The sequence below is a fragment of the Roseibium algae genome (assembly GCF_037783265.1).
GTDB lineage: Bacteria > Pseudomonadota > Alphaproteobacteria > Rhizobiales > Stappiaceae > Roseibium > Roseibium algae.
Genome location: NZ_JBAKIA010000031.1, coordinates 1 through 24156, shown reverse-complemented (window position 1 = coordinate 24156; position 24156 = coordinate 1). Strand labels below are relative to the sequence as shown.

Genomic DNA, 24156 nt, shown 5'->3' with positions numbered 1-24156 from the left:
ACCAGTGCGTGCTGTTTGGGGACTGCACAGGCGCTCATAGCCTCTCAATCAACGTCGTTCCGAAGGTATTACGGACCTGAGTTCGTAGCTCAGGCAGTCAGGGGCTGGATCAAGGCCGTTGGAGTCCTCAGACCCAGATGAAGCATTGCGAGCACAATGCAGAAATTCCGCCAACGCGCCTTGTCGGTCCGAAACGGATTGCGCGGGCTTTCCGGGTTCGCGACGTCGTAAAGTTCTTCGATCACGACCGACGGCAACGCCCGAAGGGCATGTGTACTTTTCTTCCTAGGGGACGGAGAAAGGTTCTTCAGCTGTAAGCCGAGGCGGACCAGTGATGCATGAGCCGACACGACCCGGGCGTTATCTTTTTCAACGCCGATGCCGAGCTGCATGACGTCGAACAAGAACCGGTTAGCACTGTTCCAACGCTGTGACGTGTCGATGCCGTATTGAATGGAACGATTGCGTTCTTCGTTGAAGAACCCGGAAGCGACGCCTTCAATCAGCGGGACGTCCAATTCGAACAAAAGACGGTAGAGGCAGTCATCGCCAATTTGGCGTTCGGCAGATCGGTAAAGGGCATCAATCGCGGACAGATGCTTTCTCAATGTTCCGGATTGTGAGCGATAGTTGAAGTGCGACTTCTGTGGGGTTCAGGGTAGGGGGCTGTCTCTCAAGTCTCCAGCATTTTCTGCTTGAAGACTTCTGCTGGCGTTTTCCATGCGAGGCACTTTCGCGGCGTGTCGTTGAGCCTGTCACAAATGTCTTTGAGGTCCGCCTGGCTGACATGTTTCAGATCCAGTTGGCGATGCAGCCATCGTCTGGCCCGCCGGTTGGTGTTTTCGACTGTCCCTTTTTGCCACGGCGCTGAGGGATCGCAGAACCAGGTTTGTGTTCCGATCTCTGCCTGAAGATGCGGCCAGCCAACGAACTCGGTGCCCCTGTCAAATGTGATGGATTGGCGAGACGAAATTGGCAGGTGACGGATCGCTTCGATGACTTTGCCCAGAACCGGTTTGGTTTTCCTGTTGGCGTTCTTCAATAGTACAGTGAACCGGCTCATGCGCTCCACCAGGGACGTCACATTGCTTTGGCCAAAGTGCTGTTTGAACAGCATCAAATCACCTTCCCAATGACCAAACTCCCGTCTATGTGCGACAGTGTCGGGCCGGAATAAAATGCTGACGTGACGATTGAATTTGGGCGGAAGGCGCTTTCTGGAGCGCCGCGGCTTACGTGATTTTCGATGGGTGGGCAGATACCACCAAAGCTCTTTAGCCATGCCTTCCTTCGAATAAATATAGCGGTAGATGGTTTCCTGGCACACACGTAGAGCCGCATTTTCAAAACGCATCCGCCCGGCAATCTGTTCCGGTGTCCAACCGGCCTTGATGCGCTCATCCACCAGATGGCACAAATCCGCGTATTTTATCAGTTTCCGCTTTCGCGAGCGACGCTTGGCGCTGTCTCCGTGAGCCGCAACGGCATAGTAACCGTTGATGTCAGGCCATTGATCATCCTTGAAATGATTGCGTTTCAATTCACGAAAAATCGTAGACCTGTGACGCCCAAGAGCCTTCGCCATACTGCACGGAGACACTTTCGCCTGGCGCCAGCGCTCTATCTTGCGACGTTCATCGAGGGTAAGGTGGTGGTACTTTGATCCCATGACACAATCCTCCTGTCTGATAACCTATTGGTTTCAAACAGAAGTCGCACTTGGAAATAGCGCGCACCCTGCTATAATCAAATTTCGCATAATTTAGATTATGGAACTATAATAACTAGAGTCATCAATCACATGGATGGTCTCATGAGGCATTGCTATCTGGTGTCATAGATCATCGATATCACCACTTATGATCCTGCGGGCAACGTCGAAGGAAAATCCGGCGCGGCATAGGATGGCCAAGTCCTTGTCGCGGTGATCTTCGCGCAGGCCTTTGATGCGCCATGGACCGATCTTGCGTTTGCGCGCCAGAACCAGAGCTGCGTCGAAGTCTGATGTTTCCTGCGCTTCGATGGCGGTAACCACAACACTGGCCGGAACGCCTTTGGCTCTGAGTTTGGCTTCTATGTGGCGCTGAGACTGCCCACGTCGGCGTTGACTGGCGACTTTTATCTCAGCATATTTGGCATCATCGACCATGCCGGATCGCTTGCACTTGGTGACAACAGTCTCAATCATCTCATCGAAATCAGATGGGCTGCGTTCATGAAACTGGGCCGCGCGCATGACTTTCCGGTTCAACACTCGGCGCAAGTTTTCAGCGGACGTTGCATATCTCTGGAGATAATGGACAGCAGAGCGGGTCAAGCGGTCTTCTGTCGGCAACTTGTAGCGCTTGCCAGCCGGCTTTTGCTTCGGTTTCTTGCTGTCGCTGAACATCAAATGAGTTTATTCATTTCAGGAAGATTCTTCCAGATCTGTTACTCACTGAAGATAGAGACAAGATCAAAGTTTATCTCTATATTGTAGCAACGTAATAAAATATTAAATAAATTCAATTACTTACGCAGGTAATAACTCAAATTTTTCGGCTAAATTTCAGTCCATCAAAGGCTGGAGATACACTTACTGGCAGTTCGTTTGTCAGGGGCTCGTAATCAAGATCATTGTGCATGTTGGTCAAGATGGAGCATTTCGGTCTCAGTTTTTCGATCCAGGCCAAGGCATCATCGAGATTGAAGTGGCTTGGGTGCGGGGTGCGGCGGAGGCTATCCAAGATCCAGACGTCCAAGTCTGCGAAATGTGCTGCTGCTTCCGTTGAAATGCTTGACACATCTGGCAAATAAGCAATGTCGTGGAACCTGAAACCCAGGGCCTTGATCTCGCCGTGCTGAACTTCTATGGGCAAAAACGCCAACGGTCCGCCTTCCCCATCAACTGTTACCTCTGCGCCATTTTGCAAAGTGTGCCGCTCAAGGATTGGCGGATAAGACGAGCCCTCAGGTGTTCGGAAGCAATAGCCGAACGCAAGATCAGCGCGCTGATAAGTTGTTTCATCCATATAGGCTGGCATCCGCTTGCGATGCCGGATTGAAAACATTCTCAGGTCGTCAACGCCATGGAGATGATCTGCATGGGCGTGGGTGTAGAGCACAGCATCGATATTTTGAATGTCGGCATCCAGCATCTGTTGGCGCAAATCAGGACCCGTATCAATCAAGACAGCTGTCGTTCCAGACAAGGATATACGCTCAACCAGAATGGAGCAGCGCTTCCGGTTGTTCTTCGGGTTTTCCGGATCACAAGCCCCCCAGTCATTGCCGATCCGGGGAACACCTCCGGAAGACCCACATCCCAATATCGTGACTGTGAGAGTATCGCTCATGCAGCCCCGGCGCTTGTATCTGCTGGTTTCGAGACCTTGAGGTGTTTGGGTACTTTGGAAAATAGACGGAAGAAATTATCCGTCGTTTGTGCTGCAATTTCCTCCGGTGAGACACCTCGTGTTTCGGCGAGAACCGCAGCGGTCATTGCGGTATAGGCAGGTTCATTGCGCTTGCCCCGGCGTGGCTGCGGCGCAAGATACGGCGCGTCGGTTTCCACCAGTAGTCGATCAGCTGGCAGCTCCTTGGCGATTGCACGAATGTCTTCAGATCGTTTGAAGGTCAAAATGCCGGAAAAAGACACGTAAAGCCCTAGGTCGACAGCCTTCAGGGCCAAGTCTCTGCCTGAGGAAAAGCAGTGGAGAAGAGCGGGGAAAAACCCCTTCCCCATTTCGTCTTCAAGGATGGCTGCCATGTCGTCATCTGCATCGCGTGAGTGGATTACCAGGGGCAATCCTGTTTCACGGGCTGCTGCAATGTGAATGCGCAGACCTTCTTCCTGCGCATCTCTTGGGGCCTTGTCATAGAAGTAATCCAGTCCCGCCTCGCCAATCGCCACGACTTTCGGGTGCTTGGCCAGTTCAATGATCTCCGAGGCCGGAATGCCGCGTTCTTCACCAGCCTGGTGCGGATGGGTGCCGACGGAGCAATAGACATTGTCATATTGCTCTGCGACAGCCAGCACCTGGTCGAACTTCCTGATCCGGGTGCAAATGGTCACCATCAGATCGACGCCTGCTTCATGGGCCCGGGCGATGAGGTCATCGCGCTCACCGTCGAAATCAGGAAAGTCGAGATGGCAATGGCTGTCTACAAGCATGTTATTCCGTCAATCGAACAGTGGTAATTGTCTATGTAGGGCGAATTGGCCTATGCGCCAGCCGTTTCCGGCTCCACATAACGAGGAAACGCCGGCTCAGGCTTTGGAATGTCGGTGCCGGGCACCAAGCGGTGATCCTGGCCCAGTGTGGCAAAGGTCCGAGCTTCAGGTGACAAGGACAGATTATCCAGGAGCTGTCCGGCTGCGGTCGGTGTCACGGGCTGTGCCAGGATCGCGATTTGCCGGATAACTTCGGCGGTTACATAAAGCACAGTGCCCATGCGGTCCGGATCGGTCTTTTTCAAAGCCCAAGGTTCCTGGGCTGCGAAATAGCGGTTTGCCTCAGCAACACAGTCCCAAATGCACGATAGGCCAATATGTATTTCCTGTTTGGCGAAGGCTACCCGGCAGGTTTCCAACATGGCATCAGCCTGCGCTAGAATCGCCTGGTCTTCAGGGCTGAAGTCGCCCGGCTGCGGCAGCGTGTTGGAACAGTTTTTGGCGATCATCGACAGGGAGCGTTGGGCAAGGTTGCCAAGGTCATTGGCCAGATCTGCATTGATCCGGTTCACAATTGCTTCGTGGCTGTAGTTACCATCCTTGCCAAAAGGCACTTCTCGCAAAAAGAAATATCGGGTCTGATCCAGGCCATAGGCGGCAATCAGGTTCATCGGGTCGATGACATTGCCGATGGACTTCGACATTTTCTCGCCCTTGTTGAACAAGAAGCCATGAGCGAAGACACGCTTCGGCAATTCAAGGCCTGCGGACATCAGGAAGGCAGGCCAATAGACCGCGTGAAACCGAATGATGTCCTTGCCGATGATATGTGCATCAGCTGGCCAATGCTTCCAAAGCGGATTGTCTTCATCGGGAAAGCCGAGCCCGGTGATGTAGTTGGTCAGCGCATCGACCCAGACGTACATTACATGCTTTTCATCGCCGGGAACTGGAACGCCCCAATCAAAGGTTGTGCGCGATATAGAAAGATCTCTCAAGCCACCCTTGACGAAGCTGGTGACCTCATTGCGCCGCTCGTTCGGACCGATAAAATCTGGCTGGTCATCATAAAGTGCCAGCAGCTTGTCTTCATATTTTGACAGCTTGAAGAAGTAACTTTCCTCTTCGACCCATTCGACCGGAGTGCCTTGCGGGCCATAGCGTACGTTGTCTGCGCGCACTTCGGTTTCATCTGCCTGATAATAGGCTTCATCCCGAACCGAATACCAACCGGAGTAGCTGTCCTTGTAGATGTCACCATTGGCGGCCATCCGGCGCCAGATTTCCTGGCTAGCTGCATGGTGGCGTTCCTGGCTGGTGCGGATGAAATCATTGTTGGTGCAGCCAAGAGCTTCGACCATTGCCTGAAACCGGTCTGAATTCCGGTCAGCCAGCTCAGCGGCAGTGATGCCTTCTCTCTGTGCAGTTTGCAGCATCTTCTGCCCATGGACATCCGTCCCGGTCAGAAAGTAGACGTCCTTGCCATCAAGACGCTGGAACCGCGCCATTGTATCGGTCGCAATCGCTTCATAGGCATGGCCAATGTGCGGCGCTCCATTGGGATAGGAGATTGCGGTCGTGATGTAATAACTCTGTCGGTCGGTCATGACGCTCTTGCATATGAGGCCCAAGTGGGCCGAAAAATAAAGGAGGATATCACTCTCGTGAAGAAATCAGCTTGAACCGTACGAGCAGGATCTGCGCCGGTTCAGGCGGGCATTCGCATGATATTTGAGAGGTTTCGGAACACGTCGAGCACAACCTGTTTTCTGTCGAGATTAAGGGCATCGACATCCGCCGCTGCGCGGTTCATCTTTTCCCACATGTCTGCCCAACTGACAAGGCGCTCAGGACCGCCGGAGGCTTCTGATTTCATCCGGCCATGCAGCCACTGACGAGCAATATGGAGAAAACTCTCCCAATTGTCGGTTTTGCCACGGGCGGCAACAAGGTCACCAAGTCCATGAAGCGCGATCAGATCGACATTCGGCGCCTGTTCCGCCAGTTTCACGAAGCCTTTATTGATAGCAAGGCCATCGCCTGACAGAAGCGTCAACGCGGAGCGCAAGCTGCCATCAGCGAAGCCGACAAGGTCGTGCATTCCTGCTGCATCGGGAAGATCATCCGGGCACAAATCATTGAGGCCCTCGGCGATCTCGTCCCCAGACAAGGGCGACAGATCCAGACGCCTGCAGCGCGAACGGATCGTGGGTAATAACCTGCCTGGCGCATGGGACAGCACGAGGAACAAACACTGTGACGGCGGTTCTTCCAGGACCTTCAACAGTGCATTTGCGGAACTTATGTTCATGTCATCGGCGGCATCCACGATACAGATCCGCCAGGCAGAGCCTGAGGCGGTGGTACCGAAGAACGAGATGGTCTTGCGTATAACATCGACTGGCAGTTCGGATTTGAAGCGCTTGCCCTTTTCGTCCCAGGGACGGCGCAGATGCAAAATATTCGGATTTGCACCGCTGGCAACTTGCCGGACTACGGGATGATCGACGGGCAGTCCCAGGTCTTGTGCTTGGGCAACAGCGGGACCGAAGCGATCCGGATTGGCAATCGCGAAACGGGAAAACCGGAAAGCCAGAGTCGCCTTGCCTATGCCCTTCGGTCCGCCAAGTATCCAGGCATGATGAAGCCTTTCTGATCGATAGGCGTCCAACAGCTCGCGCTCTATTTCCCTGTGACCGATCAGCCGGGTTCGCTCCCTTGGCAAAGGCATATCGGGCAGTGCATCAACTTCGGGCGTGATCTTGATCTCAGGCGCTTTGGCCATGGTCCGGCGCTCCGATCATTTCTGACTTTGCTTGTTTCGAACCTAACTCACTGAAATGCCGAACGACGGCGTGCCAGATGTTCGCCTCCGTCGCATCCAAATCTTGCTCGCCATTGATCACCACGAACCGATATGGATGTTGGAGAGCAAGCTCGAGAAACATGGACCTACGGCGCTCATGAACAGCAAGGTCATCAATCTCGAACCGGTCCGGTCCGCCAGCTGCTGTTGTCTCGGCCCGCTTAGAGACCCGAGCCAGCCCAACGCTTGCTGGAATATCAACCAGGATTGTCAGGTCTGGCATCATTCCAGCCACAGCTGCTATTTCCAGCAGATCGAGAAACGCCGGATCGACGCCCGCCTCCCCTTGATAAACCCTTGTTGAATCGGCAAATCGGTCGCAAAGCACCCAGTCGCCGCGAGACAAGGCGGGCTCAATCGTATGATCGATGTGATCAGCGCGCGCTGCAGCAAAAAGCATTGCTTCGCCGCGTGGCTTCAGGTCTTTTGCATCCCCGGACAACAGCATATGCCGAATTTTTTCAGCGCCTGGTGATCCACCTGGTTCACGGGTGACAACAACATGGTGGCCAAGGCTTTTCAGACGATTCTGCAAGCGCAAGATTTGAGTGGTTTTCCCAGCTCCCTCACCGCCTTCAAAAGTAATGAAACGTCCCTGCAAGTCCATGTCTCCCTGACATTCCAAATGGAATGCCGTCATGTATATTTAAAAACTTAAAACCAACCGAACAGCAGTTCCTGAATGCTACCCAATGCCCGACCGCCCATGTCTGCGCGCGGAACACTTGCTCCGGTCTGCAAGTCGCTCCGATAGAGAATGCCGTCTTTGCCGATGACCCTGAGTTCGCCGACAATTTTTCCAGCTTCGACCGGAGCTTTCAATGGCCCCGAATAGACAACACGCAGGCGATAGTCCAGCGTTCCTCCAAGTGGTAGCAGAACATTCACGTCCGATATGGTCTTGAGCGGAACGCGGGAACTGGTTCCGCCAAAGACGCGGGCTTCAGCAATTTCCACCCCGCCTTTATATAGAGTCTGGGTCTGGAAATAATCCCATGCCCCTTCAACAACCTCGCGCATGGCCGTCAATCGGTTTTTCTCCGAGGACAACCCAGCCACGACAGCAACGATACGTCGACCATTCCGATTGACTGATGCCAGCCCGACATATCCATCGCCAACTGACTGACCGACGCCAAACCCGTCCAGATTTCGTATTTCCCCAAGAAGAGAATTCTTGTTGCGCTGGTAAATTTTGTTCCAGGTAAAATCGGGTAATGCAAACAAGTCATAATAGGTCGGATACTGAGCCAGAATCTCCGTTCCAAGGCGTGCCAGATCCCGTGCTGTTGTCGTGGACTTTGCAACACCAGTCTTGGTTTCAGCGTTCTTATCCACTTCAAAGCCGGTCGGATTGGCAAAGCGGCTGCGTCTCATTCCGAGGGTCTGAGCATAGTCAGTCATCCGCTTGGCGAAGGCGTCTTCTGATCCGTCCAGACATTCAGCCAAGATGATCGCAGCATCATTGGCGTTTTGAACCAGCAGTCCATTCAGCAAATCAGCTACAGAAATTTCAGATTTAATTGATGCGAACATTGTCGATGTTCGCGAAGGAGCTCCACCTGTACGCCAAGCATGTTCTGATACTCTGCACAGCTGGCCCTCTGTCAACTCGCCATCTTGAAGCGCCTTGAAGATTGTCGCAGCTGTCATCACCTTGGCCAGAGATCCCGGCGCAAACACCTTGTCGGCTTGCTTGGCGAAAAGAATGGTTCCGCTCTCGGGTTCAGACAGAAGAGCAATTGGGGCACGAGTTCCAAGAGTGTCGGCGAGTGTTGGTACCGACGCCAGACATGCCAACGCGACAAAACAAGCCAGCAACCGAGTGACGAATAAGATCAAATGAACGATGGAGTTGACCCGGCCCACGGTCTCTCTCTTCCACTATGCCATATATCTTCCCGGAAATTCGCGCGAACTGCCAGAAAACGCAAGGTTAAATCGATCAGAGTTTCGATTGAGCCGTTGCAAGCATACGAAGCGAGACACCGCCCTGCCCCTGAGCAAGCAATGCGCTGTGGGCACCGTCAATCCGGTTTTTTGCGGTATAGGATGAAATAGCGCTGCCCGGAACAATGCTGCGTGGGGACGCGGGCGCTGGAACATTCAAAACACCCAAAACGCCTGGCTCTGGTGAGCGTATAGGCTCTGCATAAGCTGCAGGTGTGGCTACAATGCCTGTGTTAACGGCGAGTGGGTTTGAAAACGTGTTGGCCGAGGCAACACGGATAGTTGAAGCGCTGGCTTCAAAGGCGATGGCCGGATCGTAGGCAACCTGATAGCTGGATTCCGAGCTCCTTGGCAAAGAAGCAACAAGCGTTGCAGCTCCGTAAGGTCGGGCCGATGGCGCGCGAACCGGGGCTTCCAACTGAGCAAACATGGTCCCTGGAACTGTGCCGCCAGGCGCAACAGAACCGGGGCCGGAATAGGACGCCAGAAGGTATTGCTCGTCATGGCCGTCCATGCGGGCCTTGCCGACATATTCAACCTTGACCTTGCCCACGCCCTGACCCTTGGTGCCCAAGAGGGTGGCAACTCGTTCGGAAAGATCGATAACCCGATTGCCATGGAACGGACCACGGTCATTCACACGGACAATCATGGACCGGCCGTTCTCAAGATTTGTCACTTTTGCATAGGATGGCAGGGGCATGGTCGTATGGGCTGCTGTGAGTGCGCCACGATCAAAAATCTCGCCATTGGCTGTCTGCCTGCCATGGAATGTCGGTCCATACCAGGATGCCAGACCGACTTTTTTATAGTTGGGATCCAACTTGGGATAATACCATTTTCCGGCAATCTTGTACTTCTTGCCAACTACATATCGCCCGCCGCCCTTGGGAACTGTTTTGCTGCTGGCGGAGACCATCTGCGGGCTGCCCTTGACGCCATATTTTTTAGGGCTGAATTTTGCTTTTGTTGTCGGTGTGGGCGTCGTACCGCAAGCCGCCAAAAAACCGGCGGAAACGCTCACGAGAAGCAAATTGCGCATGGTTTTCACAGAGATGCCAGCAAGCGCCTTATGGAAGACAGATAAACCCTGTCCTCTTGCAGCCAAACTGCTGCCCAGATCGCCCATCCCTAGCATTTGTCGTCCTACTCACTACGCGCTGACGGCCCCGTGCAGACACGATTTTCTACTCATGAACCGACTATGGCCTAGGTCTAACTTGTCACGCCGTCATAGGCACGACCTTATCAACCAACTTGCACCCAGCCCCCGCTTAGGCACATGCCGTTTCTTTAAAGCAAAACTTTCTTAACCTATCCTGAAGACGCGGTCGAGTTTTACAATGATGAGCACCTGCTTCATCCACCACTCGCTTCAAAATTGGCCTGATAATCTCAAGAGCTCAACTCTGTCAGTGTACAGGGCGACAAACCACCCGAAAAATACTGCCGATAACGCTTGTATTGAACACCCCCGTTCGGACTGCGTCCCTCGGCAGTATATTTCAATGTTGCGCTCCGCAGCGGTTCAATATGATAGACGGTTCCAGTGCAGTCCCAACAGCCATGGGACAAGCAGCATGAAAGGCCTAAGGCATTATGAAAAAATAGAAATTTCTTTCGATAGATCGCCGACGTTGTGATTTCAATCACATTTTGTAAAATCGATACGACCTAATGTTGTCTTGTTGCGCTCCGGTTTGCCCAACTTCCGGACGCAACGCCTGAACTTCGAATTCAGGCTAAGCCGCTGATCCATTCCTGCCCACGATACTGGATCAGCGGCTTCGAATGCCTTCTGACGATGCCAAATCAGTTCGTTTTCAAGTTTTCCAAAAGAGACTTTAACATCTCCGGCCAACACCGCTTGACAAAACAGCGATAAAACGTGAAACGGGTGCTAATGGAAGAGTGGCCGAGTGGTTGAAGGCACTGGTCTTGAAAACCAGCGAGCGTGCAAGCGTTCCGTGGGTTCGAATCCCACCTCTTCCGCCATTCCCCCATATATCTACGAACCGCTAGCGTCTGGTGAGGGTCATCTTCATTACCGGTTTCTTCGGCGGCTGATTGCTGTAGCGCGCAAGTTGTAGCGCGCAAGTTCGGATGGCATTTCGCGCAAGAACGAATGGCAACCGATTTGGATTGCGTTTCGCCTTCTTTTCTAGCCTCCCCCTTCCCTTATTAGAAACTCTGCCCTGAGAGTGCGCCACGCATGCGCTGCAGCCAGGGGGACAACTCCGTTACCGGCTGCTCTGGATCGCTCCACCCGATTGGCCAGCCCATCAGCCAGTCCGAGAAGTTCGGGTTGAAGGTCCAGTCGCCCGGACAGGTGCGTGTTCCAGGCTTCAAGGTCACATGGAGCGGGCGCGAAGACGGGTAGTGCGGATTTTGCAGGCTGGTCAGCCCCAGTCCCTTCATCATCAGCCAGAAAGTTGTCCACACCCGTGCTGCATTGCCGATGGCGTGCTGGCTGCCCTTCTGGTCGATTGCGGTCCTGAAGCGGAACGCCCCCTCCTCGATCAGGATGTCCGTCCGGCAGCAATAAAGACTTGTCGTCGGCGTGGGCCAATATGAAGAGCCTCTTCCGGATGTGGGACGCGCCAACTTCAGCCGCCGAGAACAATCCCGCTTTGAGGCTATAACCCATTGCCTGCAACTCCCCGGCGACCTGCTCAAATCCACGGTCCAGATGTCCCTCGACGTTTTCGCAGAAGACCCATTCGGGTTCGCATTCGCGGATGATCCGGGCAACGTGCGGCCACAGGTGCCGGGGGTCGTCTTTGCCGCGCTGCTTTCCGGAGGCCGAGAACGGCTGGCAGGGATATCCGGCAGTGAGGATATGAAGTTTGCCACGCCACGGTCTGCCGTCGAAGGATTTGACATCGTCCCACACAGGCGCGTGATCCAGGGCCTTGTCTTCCATCCGCGCCACGAGGGTGGCCGCAGCGCAGGCTTCTCGCTCAACATAACAAACAGTTCGATATCCGGGTTCTGCGACATGGAGGCCGAGCTCCAGTCCGCCAACGCCGGTGCACAGGGACAATCCGCTGAGAGGTTCAGGTTTTGCTTCGGGATAAAGAGCCACACGTTGATCTCCGTTGTGGACGCTCATGCTGATCAGCATCTTGGCGTTCCCTGGAGGGCTCGGGTGGCCTCAGGTGATTGAATGTGCCGCATCGGCGGCACTTGATCTGGATATCGCCGACAATGGCGTCTTGTCCAGCCTTGAACAGCAGAGCGTTGCAGCTGCCGCATCGAATATCTTGCATTGGAACCCTTGAAGAGAATCACCGACACTCGTCCGGCTCGCGCGAGCAGCGGGTGCGGCGGTTATCTTCTATCACTGCTGGGCGGGCACTTGGTTTGGCGATCAGGCCCGCTGTCCGGATCTGTATTCGGGTCCGGACCACCCGTGTTCACGGCATGGCCATTCCTCCTTTGGCACGTCACTCCTGCGGAACAATGGGCAGGAAGTAATGGATCACCACCCGGACCTTGCCGCCGGTAAAACTCCCCGTATCGCCGTTGGCGGTGATGAGGATGGGCGTGTCCGCATAGAACGCCTGCGGCCCGATGACACCGGCGTTGGTGGAACCTTCGGCAATGCCGAGGTATCCGCCGAACTTCTCGGCCTCCCCGGCAATCCCGACATGATACTGCCAGACCCCGGTGACGGCTTCGGTGGTTCGGCAGCTGACACCGAAGACGATGGACCGATCCGGGATGACAATCGAGCTGGAGACAGACGCCCCGCTGAGGCTCAACTCTTCCTCCACCGTCCCGATCCGGCTTTCCGCACCTGACACCGACCTCGACACGGTGGCGACGCTGGACAGCAGTGCCCCGTAATCCTTCCAGCCGGAAGCCGTATAGACCGACAACGTGCCCTCGTCAGCGACATAGGCGAGCATCCCGAGCGCTGGCGCATAGAACGCCCAGGCCCCGTCAGCATAGCTTGCGATCCGGCCGTCCTTCCCGGCCCAGTCTCCGCTGCCACCAGTTGCCACCAGGTAACAGTCGCCCTCGTTTGCTGCCGGTGGCGCGCTGAGATCCCGATCGAGGATCACCAGATGCGCCAGGGCGTCGATCCGCGCCAGCGCCTCGTTGTGGGTGACTTCCTTCTGGGCCTGACTGGCCGCAATATAGGGCAAGTTCAGGCGTGCCGTGCTGGTCATAGAATTGCCTCCGCTGGAATGCCGCGTCCAATGGCGTCCGAAATCTGATAGACGCGGATGTGGATGGATGACTGCGCAGAACCAAAGTCCGCGACCTGATCTAAAGCCGTGTAAATGTGTGCGGCCGATGTCAGACCCGAGACCGTCCGAACCACCGATCCGCCGCTCATGATCTCCAGCTCATAAGCCTCGCTCGCCTCGATCAACGGCACATCCGTGCCATTGAGCCAACCGCCATTGCGCCGAACGCGCCGGATCCAGCTCAGCGTCAGATCCCCGGAAAGATTGCGAGTGCCCTTCAAATGCACAGGCGCAAAAGGTCTTAAAGCCTCTGCTTCAAACCTGTTTAAACGGGTTTTAAAACTGCTGTCGGTCGAGGGCGCAGGTGCCGGGCCATAGCTCCACGTGCGCTGAATGCCCCGGTCCGACAAAGGCACATCGGCCTGTGAAAGCGCCCCATCGAGCAACACCACCCGCGCCCCGGCGACAACCGGATCCCGCATCGCATGCTCCGTTCCGCGCCGTCCGCGCAACAGACCGGACAAGTGCCAGGTCTGAGCTGCGACCAGATCGGTGCTGGCAAACTGCAGGATCTCCCAGTCCCCGTCCGCGTTTTGCACCGCCAGCGCGTTGTCTGAGCCTTCCAGCAGCTCGGCCTCGGACATGGAGGCCAGGGTGCCATAAGCCAGTTTGACGGTCAGGGCATTCGCCCGATCAAACCGAAACACCGTGCCACTGGACAGATCCGTGGTCGTCACCCCAAGCGTGGCCGGTGCAATGACACTGCCGACGGTTCGGCTTCCTTCCAAGACCCGCACGCCTGCCCAGGGGCTGGCGGTGGCGGCAAGCCAGGGCCGGTGTTCGACTTGGCTTTCCTCAATGACCGGAAGATCCAGAACCTCCAGAACCGCAGGCCCATAGCTTGGAATGGCCGCTGGTGTCGAGGGCCGCGATGAACCGCTATGGATCGAGTAAACCGACCGCTCAACGGCCACAGCCTCGCATTGCCGGGCACCTGCATCGACAATCCGCGACAAGCGCAGATCCCGCGCCCTGCCGCCGACCTCCAGCGCCACCGTGTCGGTCGGATCAAGCCGGATCATGGATGGCGGCAAGGCAAAGCTCGCCTGCTCCCGCCCGACCCAGCGTTCCAGCAACCAGGCCTCGACCATGCCCTCGGCCTCTGCGGTCTCGATCACAGCAGGAGCCGACACGCTTTCAATCCGCTCCGATGAGCCGGTCAGCCGTCCGGCATTGGAACTGGTCTGACGATAGTCGCTCGCCGCATCAAAGTAAGACAGGGAGGCCTTGACCGGCAGGTCGGTCTCCTGGGCTCGCGTCATGGACCAGTCGGCTTGTCTGCGGTCCGGAGCTGCCAGCTGCTGTTCTTTGATTGTGGCCCGTGTCGCCCCGCCGCGAGGCACAAAGCGGATCAGCCCTTCACTCTCCACCGCATCAAACCGGTAAAGCTGAGCCAGGGTCTGCAGCTGGGCGCGCGGCGTCGTGATCGACGCCCGGTACCAGCCGGTGACAATGCCCTGAAGCTCGGACACATCAATCGCCGTAAAGCCTACTTGCGCGCAGATGTGCTCGACCAGCGCTGCCAGATCCACCGCCCCGAACTTGCCCTGCACCCAATGACCCATGGGCCAATTGTCGCCATCGCCCCAGACCTCCAGCTGATACGGCCAGGCCGGATAGGGCCGCGCATCCCAGGTCCAGAGGAACGAGCGAGACAGATCCAGCATCGGCTCGCCGTAGACGCCCGACACCGGATTGTTGCCAGCATCAGCCTGCCAGTAACGCAAGACCGTCTCTATGCCCCGCCGCTGGATCGCGTCCGACCGTTGGCGATTGGAAAAGTAAGGCCAGGCGCTTTCCGAGGACTTGGGATCGACAAAGACGTTCGGCTGGTTGGTGGCCTTGTCGACAGACGGAAAGCCGTATTCGGTGAACCAGATCGGCTTGGATTGCGGCACCCAGTCCGTTGGGCTGGCTTGCTCAATCCCGCCTGGCCGGTCATGGTGCTGGTTCAGCCACCAGTTCCGGAAGTCCTTGGCCCGATAGACCCAGGGCTTACCATCTTCACTCGAAACTGGCCCATCGGTGATCGCTGTTCGGATCTGTCCCGTGCGGTCGGCCTCGCTGGCATAATACCAGTCGTAATCCTCGCCGCCTTCCACATTGCTCTTGAGATAATCCGGATCATGGATCGAGGACCAACCGGCGAGCGCATCCAGATGGGTGGTGCCATCGCGCCAGTCCGACAGCTTCATGTAATTGTCGATGGCGACCGCATCGATGTCGGCGCTCGCCCACAGCGGATCCAGATGGAAATAGAAATCGCCGGAACCGTCATCCGCCGCAAAGCCGCGATATTCGGACCAGTCGGCGGCATAGGTCAGGGCCACATCGGATCCGAGAACTGACCGGCAATCCCCCGCCAGGCTCACAAGCTGATCCACCGCCGGAAAGCTGGAAGCCGAACTGCGGATTGATGTCAGGCCTCTGAGTTCCGAGGCCATGACAAAGCCGCTGACCGTGCCTGGCTCTGCCGCATTCAGCGCGGCGCAGAGGCTGGCATAATGCAGCACCATGCGCCGGAGAGACCATTCGGACGGGCCGCTGTAACTGGTCGAGACGGCACCCGTATCCGCATTCACAGCCACACTGATCTGGTTTGCGGCCACCGTTCCAAACAACCCATCCACCTGGGTCTTTGCGGTGGCCGTCTTGTCGACGGTTCCCGGCTGTCCGGGTGCCGGATGACAGGTGATCCGGCCACGCCACGGCAAGACCGCCTGTTCAGTTGCCCCATAGGGATCGGGCAGCCCATTGCCTTCCGGAATGTCCATCAGCAAAAACGGATAGAGCACCACCTCGATGCCGCGTTCCCTCAGATCCCGGATCGCCTGCACCACCGACTGGTCAGACGGCGTGCCACCATAGGCCGGACGATCCGGATTGCTTGCTGCCCTTGAGACCTCATAGGCATCTGCGCGGCTCTCACCATGGACCGACCAGCTCAGTGGCTCATTGACTTTGTCCGCGCCGAACTCGACACCGGGCCGGATCTGGCAAGCCCCGCACCTCAAGTCCGTGCCGAACCAGGCCACCACCAGCAGTACGGATTTGGCATTCGGGCAAGTCCGCTCCAGATCATCCATGGCGACCGACCAGTCCGTGCCGCCGATCTGGTTGTTGACGTTCTCCGCCGTGGTCGAACCTTCCGTCTCCGCATCATTCTTGCGCACCGGCTCGGTGGCATAAACCCATTCGCCCGCGCCCGGAATGACCACCATGCCCTGGACTTCATCCTCGACCGATTGGCCAACCCGCCGGAACACTTCAAATTCCAGCTGGGGAATGCGGTTGCCGAACTCTTCCAGCATCAGATCCTCGAACACCACATAGGCGGTGCCCCGATAGGCCGGGGCCACGCCTTCCTTGGTCTCGATCAGAGGGTCCGGTTGCTGATCATCAGACCCGCTATGCACACGATGCGTAATCCCGGTCAGATTCAGCAGCTTGCCATCGGCCCAAACCCGGCCAATGCCGATGATCGGCCCTTCCGTGAGACCCACCGCGAAATTGGCAAAATACTGATAGGTGGTCGTCGAGACCTTCTGGCCACCGCCCAGCCCCTTGCCACCGACCGTCTCCGTCGAGGTGGAGACTTCCATCCTCAGCCGTGTGGACCAGATCACCTGCCCGGCAATCCGCACCCGGCCATAGACCTCCGGCAAGGCCGCGCCTTCGGTCGAGGTCTGCAGGCGCAGGTCCGAGATCTTGGGACCTTCGACAGATTGCCGCTGGCTGGGTGACAGGCTTGAAGCCAGAAGATTGTCCGCATAGGCCCCGGCGACCGTGGCCGCCCCTGAAATCAGGGCAGAGGTAAATGTGCCAGCGCCAATGGCACCGGAGAAGGCTGTTGCCGCTGCGCCGAGAACCAATGTCGCCATTATTTGGTCCTCGCGGGCAGGTCTCTAAATCTAAACGCAAAGCGGATCCGTCGTTTCCATCCGCGCACCAGCGCCACTTCCGCGACGGGCAAATGCTCATGGGCATGGAGGATGCGAGGTGCCGGATCATCCATGGCGGTGACGAGGATGGCGCAGTGTTTGGCAGGCAATCCTGACCTGAAGGCAAAGAGCAGGACATCGCCAGGACCAGCCTGATCGACCGGCACCGGATCCATGTGGCGGGATGCAGCTTCCTTGAGTGTCTCCCGGCCAGACCGTTCCGCCCAGTCCCGCGTATAGGGCGGCGGTGTCTCCGGCTCTGATCCCATGACCTCGCGCCAGACGCCGCGCACCAGGCCGAGGCAATCACAGCCAGCGCCCTTGGTTGCGGCCTGATGCACATAGGGCGTGCCGATCCAGCTGCGGGCTTCCGTGATGACTTCGAGGCGGAGATTGTCACTCATCTGAACAGGCTCCCACCATCGTTCAGATCGTCCTTGTCCGCATAGCCGATAACCACTTCATTGCCGGGCATATGGGGAAAGCCACCAAAATTGTCGCCATTGCCGAACCGCGCCTGACAGGTCGCCCAGGTCTTGTCGCAGCCAGCCTGGACCGTAAAGCCGTCACCGGGAGCGATCATGTCCGCCATGGGCAAAACCAGCTCCAGCATGACGGTCTCATCCACCTTTGAATGCCGTTTAACCTCCATTTGAAGACCGGTATTTGCGCCGCTGGTCCAGGTCACCAGCCCGCGCTGGAACAGACCATCGTCTTTGCCCTCCAGCCCCGAGACGGTGAAGCTGCGGAAATCAAAAGCGGTGACCACCACCCCGGCCGAGATCCAGCCTGCCAGGGCAATTTTACATTTGCCATCGCCCAGCTCCCAGGAGCAGGTCCGGTCAAATTGACGGCCAGTGGTCTGGCCCAGCCGATGCGCCAACCCGCGCAGCTCGGCCATGAAGGCGGTCGGGCCCCGCGAAATCTCGCCAATGTTGCCTTTCCTGAGAAGCAGCCGGTTGCTGGTGTCGGTCCAGTCCACCAGCCAGACCTCGATCACCGCATCGTCCCAAAGGCCCCGCGCAATGTCGTCTTCCGTGATCGAGGCAGACGACAGCGCCCCTTCCACATCGAGATTGTCGACGGCAAGACCCAGGCTGGACTCGATGGAGGTGGCGGTGAAGCCGCTGGCGGCCTCGAAGGAAAGATCGCCAATGACCAACGTCCGGTCGTGATCAGTAAACCCAAACAGCGACCCGTCCCGGCGCTCCACTTTCCAGCAGCGGGCATGGGTGGTGGCCCGGCCATCAAGCGCGGCCTGCATGCTTGCTGGAACGGTCTTCATATGCAGGTTCCCCTGTCTTCACGGGCGCATCGCGCAAAGCGCTGCCCTCCAGACGGGGCGGAGCAAAAGCTCCGACGCGCCGTCGCGCTTGCGATGCCAGCAGGCACCGGGTGTTTTTCCTTGCTGCGCACAAACCATCCCTGCGCCGTCATCCCGGACAAGGGCAGCGCAGCTGCACCGCAGATCCGGGATCCAGCGCATCTTCTGCGGGCCATGCCCGCGCAAATTGCCGCTAAGGCATAAATGGAGAAGCTCAGGCCACACACGCCTGCTCTGCAAACGAGTGGATCCCGGATCAGGGTCCGGGATGACGCCGGAGTGACCAGCAAACACAACCCAAATCCCCTCATATCCGCACCTCCACAATGGGAATGGCGCGGATCTCGCCGAGGCGGTGAATGCGCAAGGTGGTCTGCAGCTGATCCGTATCGAAACGGCAGGGCACATCGAATTCAAAGCCTGCGGTGACATTGCCGGAGGTCGGGGCAACGTCGAAGGTGATCGACCCGGTGCTGGTGTCCACCGACCAACCCGATCCCTGCGAGACACCGCCGACAGCGACCACAACCGACCCCGCCACCGGCTTGGAAATTCCCCGCGACCAGCTGCGCCCGCCAGAGCTATAGGCCTTCACCAGCTGGAAGGCCGTTGTGTCCCCATCACCAACGCCGAGGAACTGATCTGTCTCCGAGATCTCCCCGGATGGCTTGCAAGACTTGAAGTCCGACCAATCCTTGAAGCGGAAGCCGCGCAGGCGTCCGGAGCGCGCCTCGAAGAAGGCCACCACATCGGCCAGGTCATCGGCGCTTCGAATGCCCGAGCCCACATCATAGCTGCGGCGGCTGTCCGCCCAGGGGGTGTTGCGTTCTTCATGGCCGGAGGTCAGCTCGACGATCTCCGTCCGCCGTTCGGGCCCGCCACTTGCCCCGCGCGCCACGATGACCGGAAACTGAACCTCATCAAAATCCGCCATTACATGCCCCCTCCTAAAGCCCGCGTTGGCCTTTGGCCGTCAGGCGGGCGAACTCACCGGCGATCTGGGTGCGCGAGGCCCGGAAGCTCTGGGCATCCGGCGTGGTGATGTTGATGGTGACGTTGCCGCTGCGATCTTCATTGCTCGGCGCAGTTGAACTATTGATACCTTGGGCGGTCGATGACCTGGGTGCGCCAGAAAACCCCGGCAAGCTCATCGGCTCCGTGGTGACCAGACCGCCCGTTTGATAACCTTTGAGCACTCCTTTCCGCAGCGCCTCCAGAACCGGAACGCCGATGGCCCGTGTGGACTTTGCATCAAAGACATATTCGTTGCGGTGAACCAGACCGGCAATGTCATTGTCATTGCCGGAAAGCGTCGCCCCGCCCTGGTCATAAAGGTTGAGCGTTGCCGCCGAGACCGCACTGGAAACACCAGAACCACCGCCAAACAACCCGGACAGCAGCCCGCCAGTGGACGACAGGGTCGGCAGGTTGCTGCCGAACAGCGCGTTCTTCAAAGGATTGGCCGCCCCCAGCATCAAGACCATTTGCGACAGATCCGAGGTGACGGCCTGAATGGCCCCGGACAGATCCCCACGCGACAGCTTGTTCACCAGCGTGTCGATGGCGCTTGTCCCGGCGGAGCGCACCGTGTCCCAGGCCAGTTGGTTCTGCTCAAGGGTGTTTGTGCTCTCATTGATCGCCAGCGCATTCGCCCGAATGGCATCCGCCTCGGATCCCAGGGCGTTGATGCCCAGATCCCGGATCTGGATCTCCGCTTCCAGCGTTGCCAGCGCGTTGGTCCGTGCCGCATCGGTGGACCCGCTGCGCCCAGCCGTGTCATCCAGCGTGATCGTCAGTTCCGGAATGGCGCGTGTCAGCTCTTTCACGGCCTCTCCGGTGCCTTGGAAGGCCCCGGTCACCTTGGCAACCTCGGCGCTCTGGGCTTTGGACACCTCGGCGCCGGTCTGCCCCAGATCCGCGAGCGCCTGCTTGGCCTCCGCCGCCCCCTTGCGCACTCCGCTGGCATCCAGCGTGGCCAACATGTCCAGCCGCAAGGTCATGATGCGCTCCTTTCAAAATCCCAGCCGCTCCCGTCCCGGACCTGATCCGGGACCAGCCCCCTCCCACGGTCATCCCACGGTCATCCCGGACTTGATCCGGTGCCTGCCCCCCTCCCACCGTCATCCCACGGTCATCCCGGACTTGGTCCGGTGCCTGCCCCCTCCCACCGTCATCCCCGACTTGATCGGGGATCCACTCATTTCCAGAGCGCTGGCACTCAGGGGCGCTCACGGGCGCTCTCGGCTCAGGCGCTCATAGGTTATCAGGGGCTCATCGGCTCTCAGGCGCTCTGGCCGCCCAGTCTCGCGCGCACGAGTTTGCGAAAACACCCACGCGGGTGCGCGGGTGCAGCGGCCTGAGGATTGGGATTTTAGGGCGGGAATGAGCGGGATGGGTGTCCCCCGGACGGGGGATGGGTGTGTGTTGGCAGTGACGCGCACGGGCGAGGCTTGAAACGCCATGCAAATTAGTGAAAAGGTACCTTATTTCGAATCATTCAACTAAAAGGCGAGTGCGTTTTGTCAAAAATTGATAAGTCAGACATTTATGACAAGAATCTCAATTTTCTTATCGGTTCAGGAGCTTCTCACGGTCTTCTGCCTACTCTCGCATTAAGCTTGAAGGATGACGTTTCCAAACAGGCCCACACTGTTGAGACGCTGGCAACCAAGTTTGCGTCAAACACCAACATCTCTGCTCACCTCTTCTCGTGGTATGTTCAGGAGGTGATATCGCCAGCGGCAAAATACGATCCAGATTTTAAATTTTTTCCCTTTGGTCCGCAAAGAAAAGTAATCGAGAACTACAAAATCTTTCTTGGTACAGTTCTAAAAATTCTCAGCAAAAAAAAGCACAAAAATAGAGCGAACATCTTCACCACCAATTACGATGGGATGATTGCACACACGGCCGAAGAAATGATGCGTTTAGGTTCTTATGACTTTCACCTGAACGAAGGCGGCACAGGCTTTATCAAGCGGACTTTAAATGCCAAAAACTTCGGACGATACTATCAAGACCACGGCGTTTTTGACAGACACTCGAAAAGCGTACCGCAAGTCAATCTTATACAATTGCACGGTAGCGTCTACTGGTACAAAGATGGCGAGAATATCGAGATTTCTTACGACATTAAACGTGCTTCAAAACGAGTGAGCGACGTTCCTTGTAGAGTGAATGCTGAGTTCAAAGCGATCCTGTCCGATGAGACTAAAACAGATACAGACTTGGTTGCGCTTGCCTTGCACGTCGATCATGACGCCAATGTAAAATTTCAAAGTAGTTACGATGCTCTTCCAGTCGTAAACCCGACGAAGTGGAAGTTTCATGAGACTGTATTCGAAGAACATTATTATCAAATGCTCCGGTTGTTGAGCTATGAGCTTGAAAAACCGGACACTGTGTTTATCGCGTTTGGTTTCTCCTTCGCCGATGAGCACATTCTTAATCTTGTGAAGCGCTCTCTTTCGAACCCAAGCCTTCAGCTCTTTATTTGTTGTTTTTCCGAAAAGACAAAAGGAGAAATGCATGTGAAGTTCAAGGGATTTGAAAACGTTGAATTCATAACTGTCGACGGAATTCTCGACTTTACTGCATTCAATGAGCAGGTCCTCACCTTAAGCAATGAAGAGCCTTTGTGAAAATGACCATTACAATAGGCGAAGTGATAGCCGTAATCGGCGTCGAAGTTTCAATTAGGGCTTTCGAAAACTCCAATCTTGAAACCCATTTCCACAGCGGGAAGCGATACAAAGGCATTTCTATTAGAGAGTTTATTGCCATCGAGCACGGGTTCCGAGAAGTAATCTGCACTATAGAAGGTGAGTACCTTGATGAGCGGAATACCGAACAAGACGGAGCAAACAAAAACTACATCAGGAAATTGAAGGCTCGCCCAATTGGTTACTTTGAGGATGACACGTTCAAGGACGGAATTAAGTTTCTCCCAAAGATCGGTGATACGGCAAGGCTCCTATCAGAAGGTCAAGTCAGCAGTATATTCGAACGCAGAGCCGCGGAAAAATATATTATCGGAAAGCTGTTGAAAGAGGACTTGCCTGTTTCTCTGCCGTGGGATCGAATATTTAATTCTCATCTGGGGATATTTGGTAATACCGGAAGCGGTAAGTCAAATACGCTAACCAAGCTCTACACAGTACTCTTTGATAACAAGATTAAGGCTATCGGAAACCGTAGCAAATTCGTTTTTCTGGACTTCAACGGCGAATACACAGGCGGTCAACTTGCAGACCCCGAACACAAGTGTGTAATTAGGCTCAAAACGCGAGGGGACGGCGGCGACAAATTCACCCTGCTCAAGAACGAATTTTGGGATGCAGAAACTCTCGGAATTCTTTTTCAAGCCACTGCGAACACACAACGACCGTTCCTTCGTAGAGTTATTGCAGGTCGGAAAAAATTCATCGACGTTCAGGGAAGTTTAGGCCGGTATATAAGTGCAACATTTAAACGTGTACTTACATCCCAAGCCCCGAATACTGAAGCACTAGAGCTGCTTAAGTTGTTAGCACGGAGCATGCCAAATTGTGATGATTTGATTAAATCGCTTGATCAAGTGAACTTGAGGAGTGGCCCAAATGTAAACTCCTTCCATGTTGTTCTACAGGCTAACAATTGGGGCTATCTAGCAAATGATGCAAATTATTACGAAAATGAGTTTGGCTCGAAAATCGATGATCTCAATTTAGAAAATGTGTCAGGTTTCGACGAATTGCAAATCCGCACAAATCTTCAAATAATTCGCGATGTGCTTTCAGGCTCGGCACAATATGAGCACATTCAACCACTGTTGAGGCGCATAGATGCATTTAAAGAAGACTTCTCTAAGGTCATTTTGGTTAGCGATGACGCTGGGGAGCAACCTGTTGTTACGGTTATATCGCTTCGTGAATGCAAGCAGGACATAAAGAAGATACTGCCCATATTGATGGCTAAGCACTACTATGAGCAGCACAAGGATGAAGTTGCCTCTCCGCCGATGACAACACTTCATCTTGTGATCGATGAGGCTCATAACATCCTGTCTCAACAGTCAAACAGGGAAACTGAGAGTTGGAAAGATTACCGGCTGGAACTCTTTGAGGAGATAATTAAGGAAGGCCGAAAGTTCGGAATATTCATTACTCTGGCGAGCCAGAGGCCAGCGGATATATCACCGACAATCGTGTCGCAGCTACATAACTATTTCATCCACCGTCTGGTGAATGATAGAGACCTTGCTCTGCTTGAAAACACGATCTCAACTCTCGACAGTGTTTCCCGTAGCCAGATCCCCACATTGCCACAGGGAGCTTGCGTGGTTACAGGCACAACTTTTGAAATACCGATGTTAATGCAGATTGATAAGCTTCCTAATGAACGCGGGCCAGATAGCAGCGACGTTAACCTAGGCGACATCTGGCAAGAATAAACATTGTTGAAATCTCGATTTTGCGTTTCCCGGGTCTGAATGTTTCGTTTTCACTTGTTTAAGTAACTATTCAGGGTCGACAGCGCTTCCACGGTAATCTCCCCATTTTTAGTGGGGCTCAGTGGTAGAATTCACGCGGCCATTTTGAGTTTCATGGCGGGGGTGATGCCGCCAATGCCCATGTTGGGTCGCTCGTTGTTGTAAGTCCAGAGCCATTCAGTTGCTTGTTCCTGCG

21 protein-coding genes and 1 tRNA gene are annotated in these 24156 nt (G+C 55.8%); 4 read left to right on the top strand and 18 right to left on the bottom strand.

All coding sequences use genetic code 11. The features are described 5' to 3' along the window. Positions 1 to 89 precede the first annotated feature (89 nt). From V6575_RS22695 to V6575_RS22650, 10 genes are all read right to left on the bottom strand, one after another. Positions 90 to 608 (bottom strand): hypothetical protein, encoded by a 519-nt coding sequence (locus tag V6575_RS22695; RefSeq protein WP_340277731.1) that lies wholly within the window; start codon positions 606 to 608, stop codon positions 90 to 92. A gap of 65 nt (positions 609 to 673) precedes the next feature. Next, entirely contained in the window at positions 674 to 1669 is a 996-nt protein-coding gene (locus V6575_RS22690; RefSeq protein ID WP_340277729.1) for an IS30 family transposase, read from the bottom strand. A gap of 165 nt (positions 1670 to 1834) precedes the next feature. Then, the gene (locus tag V6575_RS22685) at positions 1835 to 2389 is read right to left on the bottom strand and encodes a regulatory protein RecX (RefSeq protein WP_340277727.1); all 555 of its coding nucleotides are present in this window, start codon (positions 2387 to 2389) and stop codon (positions 1835 to 1837) included. Between the two features lie 139 nt (positions 2390 to 2528). Next, positions 2529 to 3335 (bottom strand): MBL fold metallo-hydrolase, encoded by an 807-nt coding sequence (locus V6575_RS22680; RefSeq protein ID WP_340277726.1) that lies wholly within the window; start codon positions 3333 to 3335, stop codon positions 2529 to 2531. Then, positions 3332 to 4153, bottom strand: coding sequence for a TatD family hydrolase (locus V6575_RS22675; RefSeq protein WP_340277725.1), 822 nt, complete (start codon positions 4151 to 4153; stop codon positions 3332 to 3334). The genes V6575_RS22680 and V6575_RS22675 overlap by 4 nt, the downstream gene beginning before the upstream one ends. Before the next feature lie 50 nt (positions 4154 to 4203). Then, a complete protein-coding gene (metG, locus tag V6575_RS22670) occupies positions 4204 to 5760 on the bottom strand; it encodes a methionine--tRNA ligase (RefSeq protein WP_340277724.1) in 1557 nt (518 codons plus the stop codon). A 101-nt stretch (positions 5761 to 5861) separates the two neighbouring features. Next, on the bottom strand, positions 5862 to 6938 hold the full coding sequence (locus V6575_RS22665; RefSeq protein ID WP_340277722.1) for a DNA polymerase III subunit delta': 1077 nt from the start codon (positions 6936 to 6938) through the stop codon (positions 5862 to 5864). Then, the gene (tmk, locus tag V6575_RS22660) at positions 6922 to 7626 is read right to left on the bottom strand and encodes a dTMP kinase (RefSeq protein WP_340277720.1); all 705 of its coding nucleotides are present in this window, start codon (positions 7624 to 7626) and stop codon (positions 6922 to 6924) included. Before tmk ends, V6575_RS22665 begins: the two co-directional genes overlap by 17 nt. 47 nt (positions 7627 to 7673) lie before the next feature. Beyond that, positions 7674 to 8888: a D-alanyl-D-alanine carboxypeptidase family protein gene (locus V6575_RS22655; RefSeq protein ID WP_340277719.1), complete on the bottom strand. Its 1215-nt coding sequence runs from the start codon at positions 8886 to 8888 to the stop codon at positions 7674 to 7676. 76 nt (positions 8889 to 8964) lie between these two features. Then, the gene (locus V6575_RS22650) at positions 8965 to 10107 is read right to left on the bottom strand and encodes a septal ring lytic transglycosylase RlpA family protein (protein ID WP_340277716.1); all 1143 of its coding nucleotides are present in this window, start codon (positions 10105 to 10107) and stop codon (positions 8965 to 8967) included. 767 nt (positions 10108 to 10874) lie between these two features. Here V6575_RS22650 and V6575_RS22645 point away from each other — a divergent pair. Beyond that, positions 10875 to 10964, top strand: a tRNA-Ser gene (locus tag V6575_RS22645). A gap of 166 nt (positions 10965 to 11130) precedes the next feature. Here the strand turns inward: V6575_RS22645 and V6575_RS22640 are convergent. From V6575_RS22640 to V6575_RS22615, 6 genes are all read right to left on the bottom strand, one after another. Then, a complete protein-coding gene (locus V6575_RS22640; RefSeq protein ID WP_340277714.1) occupies positions 11131 to 12081 on the bottom strand; it encodes a DNA cytosine methyltransferase in 951 nt (316 codons plus the stop codon). Continuing rightward, the gene (locus tag V6575_RS23385) at positions 12026 to 12238 is read right to left on the bottom strand and encodes a Com family DNA-binding transcriptional regulator (RefSeq protein ID WP_422785622.1); all 213 of its coding nucleotides are present in this window, start codon (positions 12236 to 12238) and stop codon (positions 12026 to 12028) included. Before V6575_RS23385 ends, V6575_RS22640 begins: the two co-directional genes overlap by 56 nt. A gap of 177 nt (positions 12239 to 12415) precedes the next feature. Next, positions 12416 to 13144, bottom strand: a complete 729-nt coding sequence (locus V6575_RS22630) for a DUF2793 domain-containing protein (protein ID WP_340277708.1) — start codon at positions 13142 to 13144, stop codon at positions 12416 to 12418. Further along, on the bottom strand, positions 13141 to 17106 hold the full coding sequence (locus V6575_RS22625) for a baseplate multidomain protein megatron (protein ID WP_340277707.1): 3966 nt from the start codon (positions 17104 to 17106) through the stop codon (positions 13141 to 13143). The genes V6575_RS22630 and V6575_RS22625 overlap by 4 nt, the downstream gene beginning before the upstream one ends. After that, positions 17106 to 17570 carry an NlpC/P60 family protein gene (locus V6575_RS22620; RefSeq protein WP_340277705.1) on the bottom strand — a complete coding sequence of 155 codons (465 nt, stop codon included), beginning with the start codon at positions 17568 to 17570 and terminating at the stop codon, positions 17106 to 17108. Before V6575_RS22620 ends, V6575_RS22625 begins: the two co-directional genes overlap by 1 nt. Continuing rightward, positions 17567 to 18451 (bottom strand): DUF2163 domain-containing protein, encoded by an 885-nt coding sequence (locus V6575_RS22615; RefSeq protein WP_340277704.1) that lies wholly within the window; start codon positions 18449 to 18451, stop codon positions 17567 to 17569. Before V6575_RS22615 ends, V6575_RS22620 begins: the two co-directional genes overlap by 4 nt. Between V6575_RS22615 and V6575_RS22610 the strand changes: the two genes are divergently transcribed. After that, positions 18452 to 18694, top strand: coding sequence for a hypothetical protein (locus tag V6575_RS22610; RefSeq protein ID WP_340277702.1), 243 nt, complete (start codon positions 18452 to 18454; stop codon positions 18692 to 18694). A gap of 103 nt (positions 18695 to 18797) precedes the next feature. Here the strand turns inward: V6575_RS22610 and V6575_RS22605 are convergent, their stop codons facing one another. Further along, positions 18798 to 19424, bottom strand: coding sequence for a phage distal tail protein, Rcc01695 family (locus tag V6575_RS22605; protein ID WP_340277701.1), 627 nt, complete (start codon positions 19422 to 19424; stop codon positions 18798 to 18800). Positions 19425 to 19437: 13 nt separating this feature from the next. Further along, complete coding sequence (locus tag V6575_RS22600) at positions 19438 to 20490, bottom strand: hypothetical protein (protein ID WP_340277700.1); 1053 nt, start codon at positions 20488 to 20490, stop codon at positions 19438 to 19440. A gap of 519 nt (positions 20491 to 21009) precedes the next feature. Between V6575_RS22600 and V6575_RS22595 the strand changes: the two genes are divergently transcribed. Beyond that, a complete protein-coding gene (locus V6575_RS22595) occupies positions 21010 to 22131 on the top strand; it encodes a hypothetical protein (protein WP_340277698.1) in 1122 nt (373 codons plus the stop codon). Between the two features lie 2 nt (positions 22132 to 22133). Next, on the top strand, positions 22134 to 23921 hold the full coding sequence (locus V6575_RS22590; protein ID WP_340277696.1) for an ATP-binding protein: 1788 nt from the start codon (positions 22134 to 22136) through the stop codon (positions 23919 to 23921). Positions 23922 to 24156 lie beyond the last annotated feature (235 nt).

Excerpts from the sequence above, each read along its gene's own strand:
- V6575_RS22650 (WP_340277716.1), bottom strand. The coding sequence starts at position 10,107 with ATGCTAGGGATGGGCGATCTGGGCAGCAGTTTGGCTGCAAGAGGACAG.
- V6575_RS22640 (WP_340277714.1), bottom strand. The coding sequence starts at position 12,081 with ATGAGCGTCCACAACGGAGATCAACGTGTGGCTCTTTATCCCGAAGCA.
- V6575_RS22690 (WP_340277729.1), bottom strand. The coding sequence starts at position 1,669 with ATGGGATCAAAGTACCACCACCTTACCCTCGATGAACGTCGCAAGATA.
- tmk (WP_340277720.1), bottom strand. The coding sequence starts at position 7,626 with ATGGACTTGCAGGGACGTTTCATTACTTTTGAAGGCGGTGAGGGAGCT.
- V6575_RS22685 (WP_340277727.1), bottom strand. The coding sequence starts at position 2,389 with ATGTTCAGCGACAGCAAGAAACCGAAGCAAAAGCCGGCTGGCAAGCGC.
- V6575_RS23385 (WP_422785622.1), bottom strand. The coding sequence starts at position 12,238 with ATGCAAGATATTCGATGCGGCAGCTGCAACGCTCTGCTGTTCAAGGCT.
- V6575_RS22615 (WP_340277704.1), bottom strand. The coding sequence starts at position 18,451 with ATGAAGACCGTTCCAGCAAGCATGCAGGCCGCGCTTGATGGCCGGGCC.
- V6575_RS22620 (WP_340277705.1), bottom strand. The coding sequence starts at position 17,570 with ATGAGTGACAATCTCCGCCTCGAAGTCATCACGGAAGCCCGCAGCTGG.
- metG (WP_340277724.1), bottom strand. The coding sequence starts at position 5,760 with ATGACCGACCGACAGAGTTATTACATCACGACCGCAATCTCCTATCCC.
- V6575_RS22605 (WP_340277701.1), bottom strand. The coding sequence starts at position 19,424 with ATGGCGGATTTTGATGAGGTTCAGTTTCCGGTCATCGTGGCGCGCGGG.
- V6575_RS22625 (WP_340277707.1), bottom strand. The coding sequence starts at position 17,106 with ATGGCGACATTGGTTCTCGGCGCAGCGGCAACAGCCTTCTCCGGTGCC.
- V6575_RS22675 (WP_340277725.1), bottom strand. The coding sequence starts at position 4,153 with ATGCTTGTAGACAGCCATTGCCATCTCGACTTTCCTGATTTCGACGGT.
- V6575_RS22600 (WP_340277700.1), bottom strand. The coding sequence starts at position 20,490 with ATGACCTTGCGGCTGGACATGTTGGCCACGCTGGATGCCAGCGGAGTG.
- V6575_RS22610 (WP_340277702.1), top strand. The coding sequence starts at position 18,452 with ATGCAGGTTCCCCTGTCTTCACGGGCGCATCGCGCAAAGCGCTGCCCT.
- V6575_RS22665 (WP_340277722.1), bottom strand. The coding sequence starts at position 6,938 with ATGGCCAAAGCGCCTGAGATCAAGATCACGCCCGAAGTTGATGCACTG.
- V6575_RS22590 (WP_340277696.1), top strand. The coding sequence starts at position 22,134 with ATGACCATTACAATAGGCGAAGTGATAGCCGTAATCGGCGTCGAAGTT.
- V6575_RS22630 (WP_340277708.1), bottom strand. The coding sequence starts at position 13,144 with ATGACCAGCACGGCACGCCTGAACTTGCCCTATATTGCGGCCAGTCAG.
- V6575_RS22680 (WP_340277726.1), bottom strand. The coding sequence starts at position 3,335 with ATGAGCGATACTCTCACAGTCACGATATTGGGATGTGGGTCTTCCGGA.